This window comes from Microbacterium testaceum StLB037, from assembly GCF_008763945.1.
GTDB lineage: Bacteria > Actinomycetota > Actinomycetes > Actinomycetales > Microbacteriaceae > Microbacterium > Microbacterium testaceum_G.
This window is the reverse complement of the sequence record NZ_VTQH01000001.1, coordinates 1,640,683-1,655,536: the sequence shown is the minus strand read 5'-3', so window position 1 is coordinate 1,655,536 and position 14,854 is coordinate 1,640,683. Positions and strand designations below refer to the sequence as shown.

Annotated in this window: 15 protein-coding genes; 13 read left to right on the top strand and 2 right to left on the bottom strand. The window is 69.6% G+C overall.

What is annotated here, in order from left to right; genetic code table 11:
* Positions 1 to 71: 71 nt before the first annotated feature.
* From F9B98_RS07755 to F9B98_RS07745, 3 genes are all read left to right on the top strand, one after another.
* A complete protein-coding gene (locus F9B98_RS07755) occupies positions 72 to 1,322 on the top strand; it encodes an ABC transporter ATP-binding protein (RefSeq protein ID WP_150955181.1) in 1,251 nt (416 codons plus the stop codon).
* On the top strand, positions 1,319 to 2,137 hold the full coding sequence (locus F9B98_RS07750) for an ABC transporter permease subunit (RefSeq protein WP_150955178.1): 819 nt from the start codon (positions 1,319 to 1,321) through the stop codon (positions 2,135 to 2,137). The genes F9B98_RS07755 and F9B98_RS07750 overlap by 4 nt, the downstream gene beginning before the upstream one ends.
* 69 nt (positions 2,138 to 2,206) lie before the next feature.
* Positions 2,207 to 3,025 (top strand): sulfite exporter TauE/SafE family protein, encoded by an 819-nt coding sequence (locus F9B98_RS07745; protein WP_150955176.1) that lies wholly within the window; start codon positions 2,207 to 2,209, stop codon positions 3,023 to 3,025.
* A gap of 10 nt (positions 3,026 to 3,035) precedes the next feature.
* On the opposite strand, the gene F9B98_RS07740 is transcribed toward F9B98_RS07745, so the two are convergent.
* On the bottom strand, positions 3,036 to 3,425 hold the full coding sequence (locus F9B98_RS07740; protein ID WP_150955173.1) for a hypothetical protein: 390 nt from the start codon (positions 3,423 to 3,425) through the stop codon (positions 3,036 to 3,038).
* 120 nt (positions 3,426 to 3,545) lie between these two features.
* Between F9B98_RS07740 and cofG the strand changes: the two genes are divergently transcribed.
* The 4 genes from cofG to cofC all read left to right on the top strand — a co-directional run bounded on the left by cofG (position 3,546) and on the right by cofC (position 9,228).
* A complete protein-coding gene (gene cofG, locus F9B98_RS07735; RefSeq protein ID WP_150955170.1) occupies positions 3,546 to 5,900 on the top strand; it encodes a 7,8-didemethyl-8-hydroxy-5-deazariboflavin synthase CofG in 2,355 nt (784 codons plus the stop codon).
* Positions 5,897 to 7,366 carry a flavin-containing monooxygenase gene (locus F9B98_RS07730; protein WP_150955166.1) on the top strand — a complete coding sequence of 490 codons (1,470 nt, stop codon included), beginning with the start codon at positions 5,897 to 5,899 and terminating at the stop codon, positions 7,364 to 7,366. Before cofG ends, F9B98_RS07730 begins: the two co-directional genes overlap by 4 nt.
* A 17-nt stretch (positions 7,367 to 7,383) precedes the next feature.
* Positions 7,384 to 8,394, top strand: coding sequence for a glucose-6-phosphate dehydrogenase (coenzyme-F420) (gene fgd / locus F9B98_RS07725; RefSeq protein ID WP_150955163.1), 1,011 nt, complete (start codon positions 7,384 to 7,386; stop codon positions 8,392 to 8,394).
* Between the two features lie 198 nt (positions 8,395 to 8,592).
* Positions 8,593 to 9,228: a 2-phospho-L-lactate guanylyltransferase gene (cofC, locus tag F9B98_RS07720; protein ID WP_150955160.1), complete on the top strand. Its 636-nt coding sequence runs from the start codon at positions 8,593 to 8,595 to the stop codon at positions 9,226 to 9,228.
* A gap of 140 nt (positions 9,229 to 9,368) precedes the next feature.
* Here the strand turns inward: cofC and cofD are convergent, their stop codons facing one another.
* Positions 9,369 to 10,334: a 2-phospho-L-lactate transferase gene (gene cofD / locus F9B98_RS07715; protein ID WP_150955158.1), complete on the bottom strand. Its 966-nt coding sequence runs from the start codon at positions 10,332 to 10,334 to the stop codon at positions 9,369 to 9,371.
* Positions 10,335 to 10,473: 139 nt separating this feature from the next.
* On the opposite strand from cofD, the gene F9B98_RS07710 reads away from it, so the two are divergent.
* The 6 genes from F9B98_RS07710 to F9B98_RS07685 all read left to right on the top strand — a co-directional run bounded on the left by F9B98_RS07710 (position 10,474) and on the right by F9B98_RS07685 (position 14,838).
* On the top strand, positions 10,474 to 10,875 hold the full coding sequence (locus F9B98_RS07710; RefSeq protein WP_191966712.1) for a YbaB/EbfC family nucleoid-associated protein: 402 nt from the start codon (positions 10,474 to 10,476) through the stop codon (positions 10,873 to 10,875).
* A gap of 5 nt (positions 10,876 to 10,880) precedes the next feature.
* Complete coding sequence (locus F9B98_RS07705; RefSeq protein ID WP_150955152.1) at positions 10,881 to 11,195, top strand: hypothetical protein; 315 nt, start codon at positions 10,881 to 10,883, stop codon at positions 11,193 to 11,195.
* Positions 11,192 to 12,562, top strand: a complete 1,371-nt coding sequence (locus F9B98_RS07700) for an ADP-ribosyltransferase domain-containing protein (RefSeq protein ID WP_150955148.1) — start codon at positions 11,192 to 11,194, stop codon at positions 12,560 to 12,562. Before F9B98_RS07705 ends, F9B98_RS07700 begins: the two co-directional genes overlap by 4 nt.
* Positions 12,562 to 12,789 (top strand): hypothetical protein, encoded by a 228-nt coding sequence (locus F9B98_RS07695; protein ID WP_150955145.1) that lies wholly within the window; start codon positions 12,562 to 12,564, stop codon positions 12,787 to 12,789. Before F9B98_RS07700 ends, F9B98_RS07695 begins: the two co-directional genes overlap by 1 nt.
* On the top strand, positions 12,782 to 13,279 hold the full coding sequence (locus F9B98_RS07690) for a hypothetical protein (RefSeq protein ID WP_150955142.1): 498 nt from the start codon (positions 12,782 to 12,784) through the stop codon (positions 13,277 to 13,279). The genes F9B98_RS07695 and F9B98_RS07690 overlap by 8 nt, the downstream gene beginning before the upstream one ends.
* A gap of 995 nt (positions 13,280 to 14,274) precedes the next feature.
* A complete protein-coding gene (locus F9B98_RS07685; RefSeq protein ID WP_150955139.1) occupies positions 14,275 to 14,838 on the top strand; it encodes a hypothetical protein in 564 nt (187 codons plus the stop codon).
* The last annotated feature ends 16 nt before the right edge of the window (positions 14,839 to 14,854 follow it).

Here is a 14,854-nt window from a genome sequence, read left to right as displayed (position 1 = left end):
TGTGGACAACTGTGTTTTCGCCCCCGGATCGGGGAAGATGGGAAGAACGCACGCAGAACGAAAGGTGCCGTATGCCCGACGGACAGGTGCTGGAGCTCGCCGGGCTCACGAAACGCTTCGGTGCGATCTCCGCGGTCGACGATCTCTCCGCCCGCATCGAACCCGGGCAGGTCACCGGCTTCCTCGGTCCCAACGGCGCCGGCAAGACCACCTCCCTGCGCATGCTGCTGGGGCTCGTCCGCCCCACCACGGGCACCGCCACGATCGGCGGCAAGCGCTTCAGCGAGCTGTCCTCACCGCTGCAGACGGTGGGCGCGGCGCTCGAGGCCTCGAGCTTCCACCCGGGTCGATCCGCCGCGAACCACCTCAACGTCTACGCCCGCGCCGCGGGCCTGCCGACCTCCCGCATCGACGATGTGCTGGGTCTCGTCGGACTGGCCGACGTCGCCGGTCGCCGCGTCGGCGGCTTCTCGCTCGGCATGCGCCAGCGCCTGGGGCTGGCCACCGCCCTCCTAGGCGACCCGGGGGTGGTCGTGCTCGACGAGCCGTCGAACGGCCTCGACCCCGAGGGCATCCGCTGGATGCGCTCGCTGCTGAGGCACCTCGCCGAAGAGGGACGCACGGTCCTCATCTCCTCGCACCTGCTCGCCGAGGTGCAGCAGACGGTCGACGCGCTGCTGATCATCTCGCGCGGCCGTCTGGTGTTCCAGGGCGGCATCGAAGACCTCGCCGATCCCGACGAGTTCGCGACCGTCGTCGACTCCCCCGATCGCCCGGGTCTGTCGCGCGTGCTCGACGAGAGCGGCATCGAGTACCAGCTGCTGCGCAACGGCTTCACGATCCGCCACCACGATCCGGTCGAGATCGGCGGGCTGGCCGCCGGTGCGGGGATCGCCCTGTCGAACCTCCAGAGCAAGGGCGCGAGCCTCGAAGACATCTTCCTCGAACTCGTGAGCGGCGTGCGCGTCCACGAGAGCGCGGGCGCGGTCTCCGCGGCAGGATCGATTCCGGATGCCGGCACCCCGGCGCCCGCGACGAGCCTCGACGCCTTCCCTGACCCGGCCGCAGAACCCGCGCCGGCCGTGAGCCACGACGCACTCTCGGCGGAAGCTTCGGCCCCGCGTGACGAGGCCCGCCCCTCGACCGCCCTCGTGGCGGTTCTGACCCCGCCGCGCACGCTGCGCCCCGCGACCGCCGCACCCGACACGGGTCCGCGGCAGTCGTACGCCGTCGCCTCGACCGGCGTGATCGACATCGTCTCGCCCGACCAGCCGGCCGATCGACCCGCCGCACAGCCCGCCGACCAGGAGGTCCAGCGATGAGCCTCGTCGCCGCCACGCGCGCGGAGTACACCAAGCAGTTCAGCACCGTCGGATGGTGGGTGCTGGCGATCGTCCTCGTCGCGTACGTCGGCTTCACCGCCGCCGCCCTCGCCTTCGTCTTCGGCGGCGTCGCCTCCGGCGAGCTCGCGGGAGCGAACGGCCCCGCGATGTCGACCGAGGGGGTCCCCCCTCTCGTCTACAGCTCCGCCACGGCGGTGGGCTACGTCTTCCCGCTGCTCATCGGCACGCTCATGGTCACCACCGAGTTCCGCCACAAGACGCTGACGCCGACGTTCCTGTCGACCCCGCGCCGCGGCGTCGTCCTCGTCGGCAAGTTCGTCGTCGGCATCGTGGTCGGGCTGCTCTACGGCATCCTGGGCTCGATCGCCGCGGTCGCCGCCGGCGCGGGGGTCCTGAGCATCTTCGGGATCGACGCCGCCCTGGGCGACTCCGACACGTGGGTGCTCATCGGACGCATGCTGCTGGCGTTCGCCCTCTGGGCCCTCGTCGGCATCGGAGTCGGCACGGTCGTGCGCAACCAGGTCGCCGCGATCGTCATCGTCCTCGCGGTCACGCTCTTCGTCGAGCCGATCGTGCGCACCATCGGCGGCTTGGTCGAGGGGTTCGGCGACGTCGTCAAGTGGTTCCCGAGCGCTGCGAGCGACGCCCTGGTCGGCCAGACGATCTTCGGCACGATGGGGACGGGCGCCAACAGCAGTCTCGAGTGGTGGGCGGGCGGCCTCGTGCTGCTCGGGTACGCGGTCGTCTTCCTCGTCATCGGCTTCTTCACCACCTGGCGCCGCGACATCGACTGAACGAGCCGCGCGTGTGCGCGCACCGTCCGGGCATTTGGTCGGCCCGTCTCGGTTCGGTGAGAATCAACCGTGCTCGATGGACCGGTGATCGCCGAGTGGCTCCCCGTTTCGGTGGCCGCGCTCGTGCTGCTGTTGATCGCCGCGGGTGTCGCCGGCTGGGTCGACGCCGTCGTCGGCGGGGGTGGGCTCATCCAGCTCCCCGCCCTCGTGATCGGCGTCCCGAAAGACGTCGCGACCCCGTTCATCCTCGGAACGAACAAGCTGTCGTCGTTCTTCGGCACGCTCTCGGCCAGTTGGGTCTACCTGCGCAAGATCAGGGTGCAGCTCGTGCTGCTGATCCCGCTCGTGGCGGGGGCGTACGCGGGCTCCACGGTCGGCGCCGCACTCTCGCGGTTCGTCCCTCGAGAGGTGCTGACCCCGATCGTGCTCGTCGCGGTGATCGCCGTCGCGCTCTACACGCTCTTCAAGCCGCAGATGGGCCTGCACCACGAGCCCCGGCACGACAAGGCGACGGCCATCGCCTGGCGTGCGGCGGCGATCGGTCTCGCGGTCGGGTTCTACGACGGCATCCTGGGTCCGGGAACCGGCTCGTTCTTCGTGATCCTCATCGTGAGCGTGCTCGGCTACGGCTTTCTGCAGGCGAGCGTCAACGCCAAGATCGCCAACCTCACCACGAACCTCGCCGCGCTCGCGGTGTACGGAGTGCACGGCGAGATCCTGCTCGTGCTCGGGCTCGCGATGGCCGCGATGAACATCACCGGCGGCTTCATCGGGGCTCACATGGCGACGCGACGCGGCAGCGGCTTCGTGCGGATCGTGTTCCTCGTGACGCTGTCGATCCTGATCGTGAAGCTCGCGTGGGACACGGTGGTGCAGTTCACGTCGTAGACGGCGCTCGTCAGCTCACGATGTCGGCGACGTTCTCGGGCTCGGATGCCACGTCGAGCCGCAGCGCCTTGAGCAACGCGACCCCGTGCTTGGTCGTCAGCACGAGTCGCTCGAACTCGGCATGACCTCGGAGGTCGACGACGACGCTGGGCTTACGGCCGCGGATGATGACGAAGTCGTTGCCCCCGGCCGACTTCCACGTGCCCGCGCCGACGGCGACGGGCAGGTTGATCCCGGGGTTCGGCACGCCGCGGATCCAGGTCCACGCGTCGTCGGTGAGCTGCACCCGTTCGATGTGCTCACGCGGGACGACGATGTTGCTCTTGCGGAAGGACAGCGCACGCTCGGTCGGCGAGAGCACGACCTCGAGCTGCGTCGAATCGAGCAGCAGGGTCACCATGGCTTCCATCCTGCCAGCGTCCGGCGGCACGCACCGGTGCCTCACCTCACAGGACCGCAACGATCACCCGCTGTGCGCGACCACGGCCCGGATGTCGGAGCCGGGGGATAGCCTGGACGAATGAGCACGGGCAGCGTTGCGCCGCGAGTCGCACCGGCCCGAGGCACCTCGATCGACGATCTCCTCGCGGCGATCTCGGGGGGTCACCGCCCCGACGTCGATGAGACCGAGGCGCTTCTCCACGCCCCCTTGCCCGCGCTGTTCCGCGTCGCGGCGGCGCTGCGCGACGAGGGACTGGACCGCGCGGGCCGACCGAGCGTCCTCACCTACTCGCGCAAGGTCTTCGTGCCGCTGACGACCCTGTGCCGCGACCGGTGCCACTACTGCATCTTCGTCGACACCCCCGGCCAGCTCGCCCTGCTGCGCAAGCCCGCGTACATGAGCCCCGAGCAGGTGCTCACGGTCGTGCGGCAGGGCCAGGCGATGGGCTGCAAAGAAGCTCTGCTGACCCTCGGCGACCGGCCCGAAGAGCGCTGGCCCGAGGCCCGCGCGTGGCTCGACGAGCATGGATTCGCCTCCACCATCGACTACGTCGCCCATGTCGCCCGGCTCATCACCGCCGAGACCGGCATGCTCGTGCACGCCAATCCCGGCGTCATGCACCCCGACGAACTCGCCGCGCTGCGGCCGGTCTCGCCGTCGATGGGCATGATGCTGGAGACCACGTCCCGGCGCCTGTACGAAGAGCCCGGGCAGGTGCACTTCGGCTCGCCCGACAAGGACCCGGCTCTGCGCCTCAAGGTCATCGACGACGCCGGGGCTGCCAGCATCCCGTTCACGACCGGCATTCTCGTGGGTATCGGCGAGACGGTGCGCGACCGCGCCGAGTCGCTCGTCGCTCTGCGCGAGATCGACGACCGCCACGGCCACGTGCAAGAGGTCATCGTGCAGAACTTCCGCGCGAAGCCCCGCACCGCGATGCAGGGCGCACCGGATGCCGATATGCACGAATACCTCGCCACCGTCGCCGTCGCGCGACTCGTGTTCGGCGCCGACATGCGCATCCAGGTGCCGCCGAACCTCTCCGACCCGCGCGAGCTGAGCCTGCTGATCGACGCGGGTATCGACGATTGGGGCGGCGTCTCGCCCCTCACCGTTGATCACGTGAACCCCGAGCGTCCGTGGCCGCAGATCGACGACCTCGCGGCCCAGACCGCGGAGCGGGGATACGTCCTCCGCGAGCGCCTCACCGCGCACCCCGAGTTCGTGGGCGACGCCGAGCGCTGGATCGACCCGGCGCTGCACGCTCCTGTTCGGGCATTGGCGGATGCCGCGGGACTCGCGGCCGACGTGAAGCCCGCTGCAGCGCTCGCCCCGGTGACGGTGCCCGCCGCGAGTGCCGTCGACCCGGGCGTGAAGCGGCTGGCCGAGCGGGCGGCATCCGCCCCTCTCGACCTCGGCGACGACGACTGGGTCCGGCTGCTTCGCGCCACCGGTGCCGAGCTCGACGCCCTCACCGCCGCGGCGGACGACGCCCGCCGCTACACGGTCGGCGAGCCGATCACCCTCGTGCAGAACCGCAACCTCACCTCGACCGGCTTCCGTCGCACGGGTCGGGCGGGCGCCGGAGAGTTCGACCTCGACGATGCGGAGCAGATCGCCGAGGATGCCGCCGCGCTCGGCGCGACCGAGATCTGCATCCAGGGCGCGCTCCGATCCGACGAAGACCCCTCGGGCTACCTCGACCTCGTGCGGGCGGCGAAGCGCGCAGCTCCCGGCATTCACGTGCACGCGTACCGTCCGCTCGACGTGCGCGACCTCGTCGAGCGCGGGGGGCTCGGACTCGACGGCGCCCTCGCCGCGATGCGTGAGGCCGGGGTCGACACCGTCCCGGGCACGGGCGTGAAGATCCTCAGCGAGCGCGTGCGCGCCCTCGTCGCGCCCGGCGACCTCGAGATCGATCGCTGGGTCGAGGGCATCGCCGCGGCGCACCGCGCCGGGTTCCGCTCGACCTCGGTGCTGTTCTACGGCCACGTCGAGACCGCCGAGGAGCGCATCGCGCACCTGCGACGCCTGCGCGAGATTCAGGCCGAGACTCGCGGCTTCGCGGAGTTCGTGCCGATCCCCCTGCCCGGCGGCGACGTCGCGCTGGTCGAGGGGCGCAGCGCGCTCGACGAACACCGCGCGATGGTCGCCGTGTCGCGCCTCGCCCTGTCGGGGAGCATCTCGCACGTACAGATCCCGTGGACCCGCGTCGGACGCGAGACCGCGGCCGTGCTGCTGCGCTCGGGCGGAGACGACCTCGGCGGCACCCTCTACGACGGCCGCGTGCTGCCCGACACGGGCATCGAGCAGGGGCTCGAGCTGCCGGTCGCTGCGGCCGAGCGCATCGCCCGCAGCCTCATGCGGCCGTTCCGCCTGCGGACGACCGACTACCGGGTGGCGCCGCGCACCGCCGAGGGAGCCCGCGCGTGAGGGTCGTCGACACCGTCGTGGTCGGGGCCGGGTTCGCCGGTCTCGCGATGATCGGGGCGCTGCGCCGCGCGGGACGCGACGACGTGATCGTGCTCGAACGCGCGGCCGACGTCGGCGGCACGTGGCGCGACAACACCTACCCCGGCGTCGCGTGCGACGTGCCCGCACACCTCTACAGCCTCGCCGCGCACCCCAACGCGGGCTGGTCGCGCACCTTCGCTCCAGGCGGCGAGATCCAGGACTACCTCCGCGACGTCGCCGCTCGCGAAGAGCTCGGCGACAAGCTGCGGCTGGGCACCCCGATGCTGGGCGCCGCGTGGGACGCCGAGACGTCGGTGTGGCGCATCGACACCGGAGCCGAAGAGCTCCTCGCCCGCTCGCTCGTGCTCGCGTGCGGGCGCCTGACCGAGCCGTTCGTCCCCACAATCACCGGACTCGAGTCGTTCGCGGGGCCGCTGTTCCACTCCGCGCGGTGGAACCACGACGTCGACCTCACCGGCACGCGTGTCGCCGTCGTCGGCACCGGGGCGAGCGCCGTGCAGCTCGTGCCCGAGCTCGCGCGCCGCGCCGCGCACGTCACGCTCTTCCAGCGCACCCCGGCGTGGATCGTCCCCCGCGGCGGCGGTGACATCCCCGTCGCCGAGCGCGAACGTCTCGCCGACAGCCCCGGGGCCCTCGCGCGCCTGCGGGCGGAGCTCTACGCCGAGGGCGAGCAGCGTTTCGCGTCGCGTTCGGGTGACGCCGCGGCATCCGCCACCGCCCGTGACACGGCCCTTGCGCACCTGCACGCGCAGGTCGCCGACCCCGCGCTGCGCTCCGCGCTCACCCCCGACTACGCCTTCGGCTGCAAGCGCGTGCTGCTCTCCGACGCGTTCTATCCCGCGGTGGCGTCGGACGCCGTGACCCTCGAGCCGACGGCCCTCGCGCGCGTCGATGGGTCGACACTCACCGCCGCGAGCGGTGAGACGTACGAGGCCGACGTGCTCGTGCTCGCGACCGGATTCGCCTCGGCAGAGCAGCCCTACGCCGACCTCGTCCGCGGCGAGGACGAGACCCTCGCCGAGCACTGGTCGGCGGGCATGACCTCGTTCGGTTCGACCGTCGTCGCCGGCTTCCCCAATCTCTTCGTGCTCAACGGCCCCAACGCGAGCCTCGGCCACAACTCGGCCGTGCTCATGGCCGAAGAGCAGGCCGCCTACGTCGTGCGCGCCCTCGCCGAGCGCGACCGCCGCCCCCAGCGGGTGCTGCGCGTGCGCCCCGAGGCCGAAGCGGCCTACACCGCAGAGATCGACGCCGCCGCGGCATCCACTCCCTGGATGACCGGCGGATGCCGCAACTGGTACGTCGACGCGCGCTCGGGCCGGCTCACCCTGCTGTGGCCGGGCACCGTGCAAGCGTTCCGCGAGCGCCTCGCCGGCGCCGACGGGTCGGAGTTCGAACCCGCGCACAGCCCCGTGCGCAGCTGACACTGGAGGAGTCACAGATGAGCGTTCCCCTGAGATTCGGCTACAAGGCCTCGAGCGAGCAGTTCGGGCCCAACGAGTTGCTGGACTTCGGCGTCCTGGCCGAGGAGGTCGGCTTCGACTCGGTCTTCCTCTCCGACCACCTGCAGCCGTGGATGCACGACGGCGGCCACGCTCCCAACGCCCTCCCCTGGCTGGGCGCCCTGGGCGCGCGCACCGAACGCGTCATCATCGGCACCAGCGTGCTCACCCCGACCTTCCGCTACCACCCGGGCGTCATCGCTCAGGTGTTCGCGACCCTCGGCGTGATGTACCCGGGTCGCGTCGTTCTCGGCGTCGGTACCGGCGAGGCCCTCAACGAGGTCACCCTCGGGCTGGAGTGGCCCGAACCGCCCGAGCGCTTCCAGCGGCTGAAGGAGGCCATCACGATCATCAACGAGCTGTGGGCCGGCGAGCGCGTCACCTACGAGGGCACCTACTACTCGGTCAAAGACGCCACGATCTACGACCGCCCCGAGCAGAAGGTGCCGATCTACATCGGCGCGTCGGGCCCCGCGGCCACGCGCCTGGCCGGACGCATCGCCGAGGGGTACATCACCACGAGCGGCAAGCACCCCGAGCTGTACACCGAGAAGCTGCTGCCCGCCCTCGACGACGGGCTGTCGAAGGCCGGTCGCTCGCGCGATGACGTCGACACCCTCATGGAGGTGAAGGTGTCGTACCACCCCGACCACGACACCGCGATGGAGAAGACCCGCTTCTGGGCTCCCCTCGCGCTCACCGCCGAAGAGAAGATGAGCGTGCACGACCCGATCGAGATGCAGCGCCTCGCGAACGAGCTGCCGATCGAGCGAGCGGCCTCGCGCTTCATCGTCTCGACCGATCCCGACGAGCACGTCGAACGCATCGCGCGGTACGTCGACCTCGGCTTCCGCCACCTCGTGTTCCACGACCCCGGCCACGACCAGGAGGAGTTCCTGCGCATGTACGGCGACGAGATCCTGCCGCGCCTGCGCAAGCGCTTCGCCTGAGGCCGGGCGGGGCTGCACGCGTCGGGCCCGACGCCCGGCGCGGCCAGATCACGCGCCTTCGTCGACATGACCCGCGGTTGGCTCTGATCCCGGGTCATCTCGGCGAGGTCCGGTCATCTCGCCGCGCCGCCTGCACGTTTCGCGGCTCCCCGCCACCCCCGCACGGGAATGTCCGATGCCCGGCACACAATAGAACCGATGAGCACCCCTGACACGTCCGGCTGGACCATCATCGTGCCGGTGAAGCCCGCGGCGGTCGGCAAGACGCGTCTCACCGACGTCGGCACCGACCATGAGACGCTCGCGCGCGCCATCGCGCTCGACACCATCGCCGCCGCGGCCGCGGCCGATCTGGTGTCGCGTGTCATCGTGGTCACCGACGACGAGGGCGTCCGCGCCGAGTTCCGGCGCTCGCGCACCGTCGAGGTCGTCCCCGAAGGAGACACCCGCGGACTCGACGCCGCGATCGCCCGGGGCGCGGCCGCCGCGGGTGTCGGCACCCCGCGCGCCGCGCTGCTGGGCGATGTCCCCGCCCTGCGCCCCGCCGATCTCGACGCCGCGCTCGAGCTCGCGGCATCCGTCGAGCGAGGTCTGGTCCCGGATGCCGAGGGCACCGGCTCCACGCTCATCACCGCTCGCGCCGGAGCCGTGTGGGTCTCGGCCTTCGGCCCCGATTCCGCCGCGCGCCACCGCCTCCTCGGCTGCACCGACCTAGGCGTCGCTCGAGACTCGACGCTGCACCGCGACGTCGACACCGCCGCCCAGCTGTCCGAGGCCGTGGCGCTGGGCGTGGGTCCGCGGACGTCGGCGGTGCTGGCTGCGGCTGCGGCCTGAGGGTTCCGGCCTCCGCGGCCACCGGTGCCGCCGCGCTGCACGACCCCGCGCCGCGGCGCGAATGTCGCAGAAACGCACGTTTCTCGCAGATTCCGGATGCCAGGATGCGAGCTTCGCGCCGACCTGAGAGCCCGCGCCCCCTACGCGCGCAGCGCCACCTCGGCAATCGCCGCGGAGGTCTCCTCGTCGCGCATCCACAGCGGGGCGACCACCGCGCGGAGCCCGGCGATCTCAACGTCCGTAGCCGCGGCCGCATCTTCCTCCGCCAGCAGCCAGGCATCGAGCACACCGCCCGCGGACCGCGCGCCGTAGTGCCGAGCCACGGCCGCGGCGGAGGTCTCGACCCCGATCGCGGTCAGGCACACGTCGGCCATGCCCCGCACGACCCGCCCACCGATGATCGGCGAGACACCGACGACCTTCGCCGACGTCTTCCGCACGGCATCCCGAATACCGGGAACCGACAGGATCGGACCGATCGACACGACCGGGTTCGACGGCGCGATCAGGACGACATCGGCCCCCGCGATCGCCTCGGCGACGCCCGGGGCGGGCACGGCATCCGCGACCCCGGGGTTCTCGAAGGCGCGAGGCGTGAGCTTCGCGCGATGGCGCGTCCACCACTCCTGGAAGTGCAGACGCCCGCCGTCCTCGAGCAGCACGTGGGTGTCGACCTCGCTGTCGGTCATGGGGAGCATCCGGATGCCGAGCGGCCACCGCTGCGCCATGCGTTCGAGCACCTGGGTCGGGGTGAGTCCATCGCGCAACCACCCCGTGCGAGCGAGGTGGGTGCCCAGGTCGAGGTCGCCGAGCGTGAACCACGGCCAGCCCGCGCCCCACGCCTGGAGTTCTTCGTTGACGCGCTCGGTGTCGCCTGCCCGACCCCAGCCGCGCTCGGTGTCGTTCACCCCTGCAAGGGCGTACGTGATCGAGTCGACGTCGGGCTGCAGCCGCACGCCCGAGAGCCACAGGTCGTCGCCCGTGTTGACGATCACCGTGGCCTCGGGGGCACCCAGACGGCGGAGGGCGGCGCGGACGCCGAGGGTGAACTTCGACCCCCCGACTCCACCGGCGAGCACGACGACACGGGGCTGGGGAGGAAGCATTCGTTCAGTCTTCCACCCGATCCGGAGTGCTCGCCGTCGGTGAGACGCCTCCCCCGGCGGCGCCAGCACGAACGGCGCGAAAATGAAAGTTCTCACATCTTTGACCCAGGTCATGGGGTCGGGGACTACCATCACCCGAGTGACAGACCTCTTCTCCTCTCGTGAAGCCGAGGCGGCCATCGCCCGCATCGAGCAGCAGGTGGCCGAGGCTCAGGTGCGGGCCGCCCAAGCGCAGCAGGTGCAGGCGGACATCGACGCTGTTCGCGCATCGGCGACGTCGCCCCGCCGCGAGGTCACGGTGACCGTCGATGCGGCGGGGCGCCTGGCTGGCATCCGTCTCGCCGACGCCGCTTACGAACTGCGTTCTGACGCGTTGGAGCGGCTGATCGTCGAGACTGCGGGGCGCGCTCAGGTGTTGGCGGGTGAGCAGGCGTTGGAGATCACGCGGGTCGCGTTCGGCGCGGATTCTCCGATCGTCGGTCATCTCGCGGGTGAGCTCGATCGTGAGCCGCCGTCGCAGCCCCTGGGCTTCCGGGTCTGACGCGCGTGGCCGACCGTATCGCCGTCGACTCCGAACTGATCGGCTCGCACGCCTCGCGGCTCAATGCCGTGGCATCCGACATCTCCGTCGCCCGTGACGCCGGGTCCTCCGGAGGGTTGAACGCCGAGGCGTTCGGGGTGTTGTGTTCGTTCCTCGTGCCGCCCGCGACGATGGTGGCCGACGCCGCCCGTTCCCTGATCGGAGCCGCCGAAGACATGGTGCGCCGCTCCGCCACCGAGATCGTCGGCGTCGGAAGCGATATGGACGCGTACGAGCAGAAGGTCCTCGAATCGATCCGCGCGTTGGAGACGGGTCTGTGAGCAACGCCCTCGTCGCAGGTCCCGTCGACACCGCGACGCCCCTCAGCGGGGCGGGACTCCTCGACTCGGGGACGCAGCTCGCCCACGCCATCGAATCCGGCAACTGGGTCGAAGGGGGCCTTGCGGCGTTCAGCACGGTCGTCGACACCGTCGCCACCGCCATCGACCCCCTCGGATCGCTCATCGCCGCCGGCCTCGGCTGGCTGATCGACCACTTCGAGCCCATCAAGGGCTGGTTCAACGACCTGACCGGTGACGCCGGCGCCGTCGCCGGGTTCTCGCAGACGTGGACCAACGTCCAGACCCAGCTCGACAGCACGGCTGACTACCTCGACCGCGTCGTCACCGACCTCGACGACATGGCCGGCGAAGCCATCGAGGCCTACCGCCGCTTCCAGACCGACGCCGCCGCCCACATCCGCGCCTCGGGCCAGTGGGCCGGGGCCATGGCCACTGGCCTGCAGATCGCCTCGACCATCGTCCAGGTCGTCCACGACCTCGTCCGCGACATCCTCTCCCAGCTCGTCGGATCCGCCATCTCGTGGGCCACCGAAGCCGTCGTCACCGTCGGCATCGCCACCCCCTGGATCATCTCCCAGGTCTCCTCCCGCGTCGCGAGCTGGACCGCCAAGATTAGCGGCAAACTCACCGGCCTGCTGCGCTCGTGCGGCAAGCTCGGCGACCTGCTGAGCGAGCTGCGGGCGCTGATGAGCCGGGGAGAGGAAATGTTCCGCCGCGTCCCACGCCGCGCTACAGAGGCACCAACGCCTCATCTCCGTGATAGCGCGGAGTCTCGCAACCCAGGCTCGCATGCGGACGACGCGCCACCCCACGGTGGCAACAATGCAGATGGCGCATCCGCGCGTCGCGGTGATGACGACACGGAGACTTCGTCGCGCCTCGACGAAGCCACTCCTGAGCAAATCGCGGCTGACGAGCAAGCGCTGCGAGACTACACGGGGCCACTCTATGTGGATATCAACAAGGCATTGCGTGGACAGATTCCGATGACACCAGAACTGAAAAATACGATTGAAGGCGCAGTCAGAGCGTTGGATCGACTCCCCGACCATCACGGTGTCGTCCTACGAGGAGAAAGGCTGGATCCCGGGGCGACATATATCGATGCGTATCAGCCCGGCCAGATCGTGACGAATAAGTCTTTCACCAGCGCAGATATAGATCGCGCATTCGCTGGACAGGTGCAGTATGAGATTGAATCGGTACACGGCAAGAGCGTTCAGCATCTCAGCCAATTTGCGGGCGAGGAGAATGAAGTTCTCTTCAAGCCCGGAACGAGCTTTGAGGTAATCCGTCGCAGTGAGACGAATGGCCAAATTCAGATTTACATGCGGGAGGTGCCGTGATGGATTACGACGAGATTGCCCCAGGACTGTCGGCCGAAGATCGAGTAAAATCTCAAGCCGCCATGGACAACCTTCGCCGCCGCCAGGCGGAAAATGACTACAGGATTCGGCCGAGTATCCCAGAAAAGGCCGACAGCATGCTTCCGGGCATCGTCGTGACGCGACCGGCTCCCGGTCCCGCCGAACCTGTAGGAAGCGACGAGTCGGAAGAATCGGCGCATGGTTGACGCTGCTGAAGCTGCTCTTGCATTCCTTCGCGCGCTTGAGCGGTTACCCGCACACACGGGTGTCGTTTTTCATGGCCTACCCGGTATTCCTGCCCTCAAGCCTGCGCGCTGGACACGCGGCCTAACCGCCACGAGCAAGGACCCGCGAATTGCGACGGAAAACTTTTCGACGCCAGCCGTTGCCGCCATCGTCAGTCGAACGGGACGCGACATTACTGCATTCTCGGCCAACCCCGCCGAGCAGGAGATCGTCCTCCCGCCCGAGGTCGTCCTCCTCGAGGTGGCCCGAACCTCGCTCCCGGACGGCCGCCCGGTCATGATCATCGAGCAACTCGCCGAGCAGGATCCGTCGGCGTCTCTCCCCCCGACGCTCGATGCGCTCGTCGAGCAAGTGCAGCAGATGCTCCAGAGCGGACTGGAGTCTCCGGACGTTCCCATCACCACGCGTGGCAAGTTCGTCGAGGCTCTCTTCTTTCTCGACGATGCGTGACGCGAGCAGAAAGACGATGGAGCGCCCACACGTGAGCATGCAAGACCTCGCCTTAAAGGACCTGTGTGATGTACTCCGTGGAGAATTTGGCTCCGCTCCCGTCTCAAGTCCCCAGCACCCACGAGTAGGCGATGGCGACCCCGTGAGGGGAGATCTGATCTTCCGGGAGGACGGGCCGTCCTCGTTCATCGTGGGTGTGCACGATCGAGGACAGTGGTCGGAACTCTCACGATTTTCTTCGGAGTCCGAGGCGTGTGCCTTCATCCTCGACCAGGTGCGGCAGAGTCACCGCCCGGGGGTGCACCTCGCTCCTGCAGAGAAGGCGGAGTCCGACCGCATCACTCGCGACTTCGACGCGAAACTGCGGAGCGTTCTGGGACGGTGACGACGGAGGATTTCGACGAAATAGCTCCCGGGCTGTTCGCTGAGGATCGAGCGAAATCTCAAGCCGCCATGGACAACCTGCGCCGTCGCCAGGCGGAGGGTGACTGCAGGCGTCGGCCGAGCATTCCAGAAAAAGCAGACAGCATGCTTCCGGGCATCGTCGTCACGCGGCGGGCGCCTGGTCCCGCCGAACCCGCCAGAGCGAGGGTCATGGATTACGAGCATCTGCAGTCACGCATCCGGGAGAGAGTCGGACCCGAGACGGTTCCCTACATCGTCTCGACGGCGCGCGACGGACGCCCCATTCCCACGGTTCCCTGCCTCGTGCAGCACCCCGATGGCACGGTGACTGTCATGCGTGGCGACCTCCGAACCATCGCACGCCCTGTCCTGGATGCAACCGGCCAGGACATGCGATTCGCGGATGAGCAAGAGGCGTGCGCCGGGGCGTGGACTGGGCGAAACGCCCTCCTCCTCCGCCGCGGACGAACGGGAGGCGCTAGCGAGCGGCGACCGACAGCGTGCGCGGATGGAGCAGCGACTCCGCGAGTGGAAGTCCGCCAACGAAGGGACGGCGAGTTGAAGTTGCCCGCACGCACGGCAAGGCGGTCATGATGCGCCCGTTCTTCTCCCACGGACGTGGCTCCGTGGAATCGAGACCCCTCGGGTGCCCCGCGTGCCTCGACCTGGCGATGCGCGAGGCTCAGCCCACCTTCCTCATCGCGACGTCACCGGACGATTTCCTCTACCGCTGCGACTACTGCCAGACCTGGTGGACCGGCAACAGCAGGTTCAACAACCCCGCTACGGCCGTTGACGCGCAGGCGCGTTTCCCCGAGCAGCGAATAACGTCCTCGCCGGCGGTCGACGATGCGCAGCTGAATGAGGCGATCGTGCTCTTCACCGGGTGGGGCGTGACGCCGGAACCGATCGACGACGTCACCCGTGCGGAGGCTCGATTCCCGAAGGAGTTTCGAGCCCTCGAGCCGGTACTGGCCGCTATCGTCCGTGGGTCCGCGTTGCTCGTGTTCCACGAGGTCGCGCCCGCCGACGATGGGCTTCTCGGTCGGGTCCGGGCACGTCTCGGGCTGATCATGCCGCGTCTTTCCGATGACGCGCTGGACGCCCTCACCTGGCGCTGGCCCTTCGTGGTACCGCAAACCTCCCCGTTCTAGACCTCTCGCAAGGACC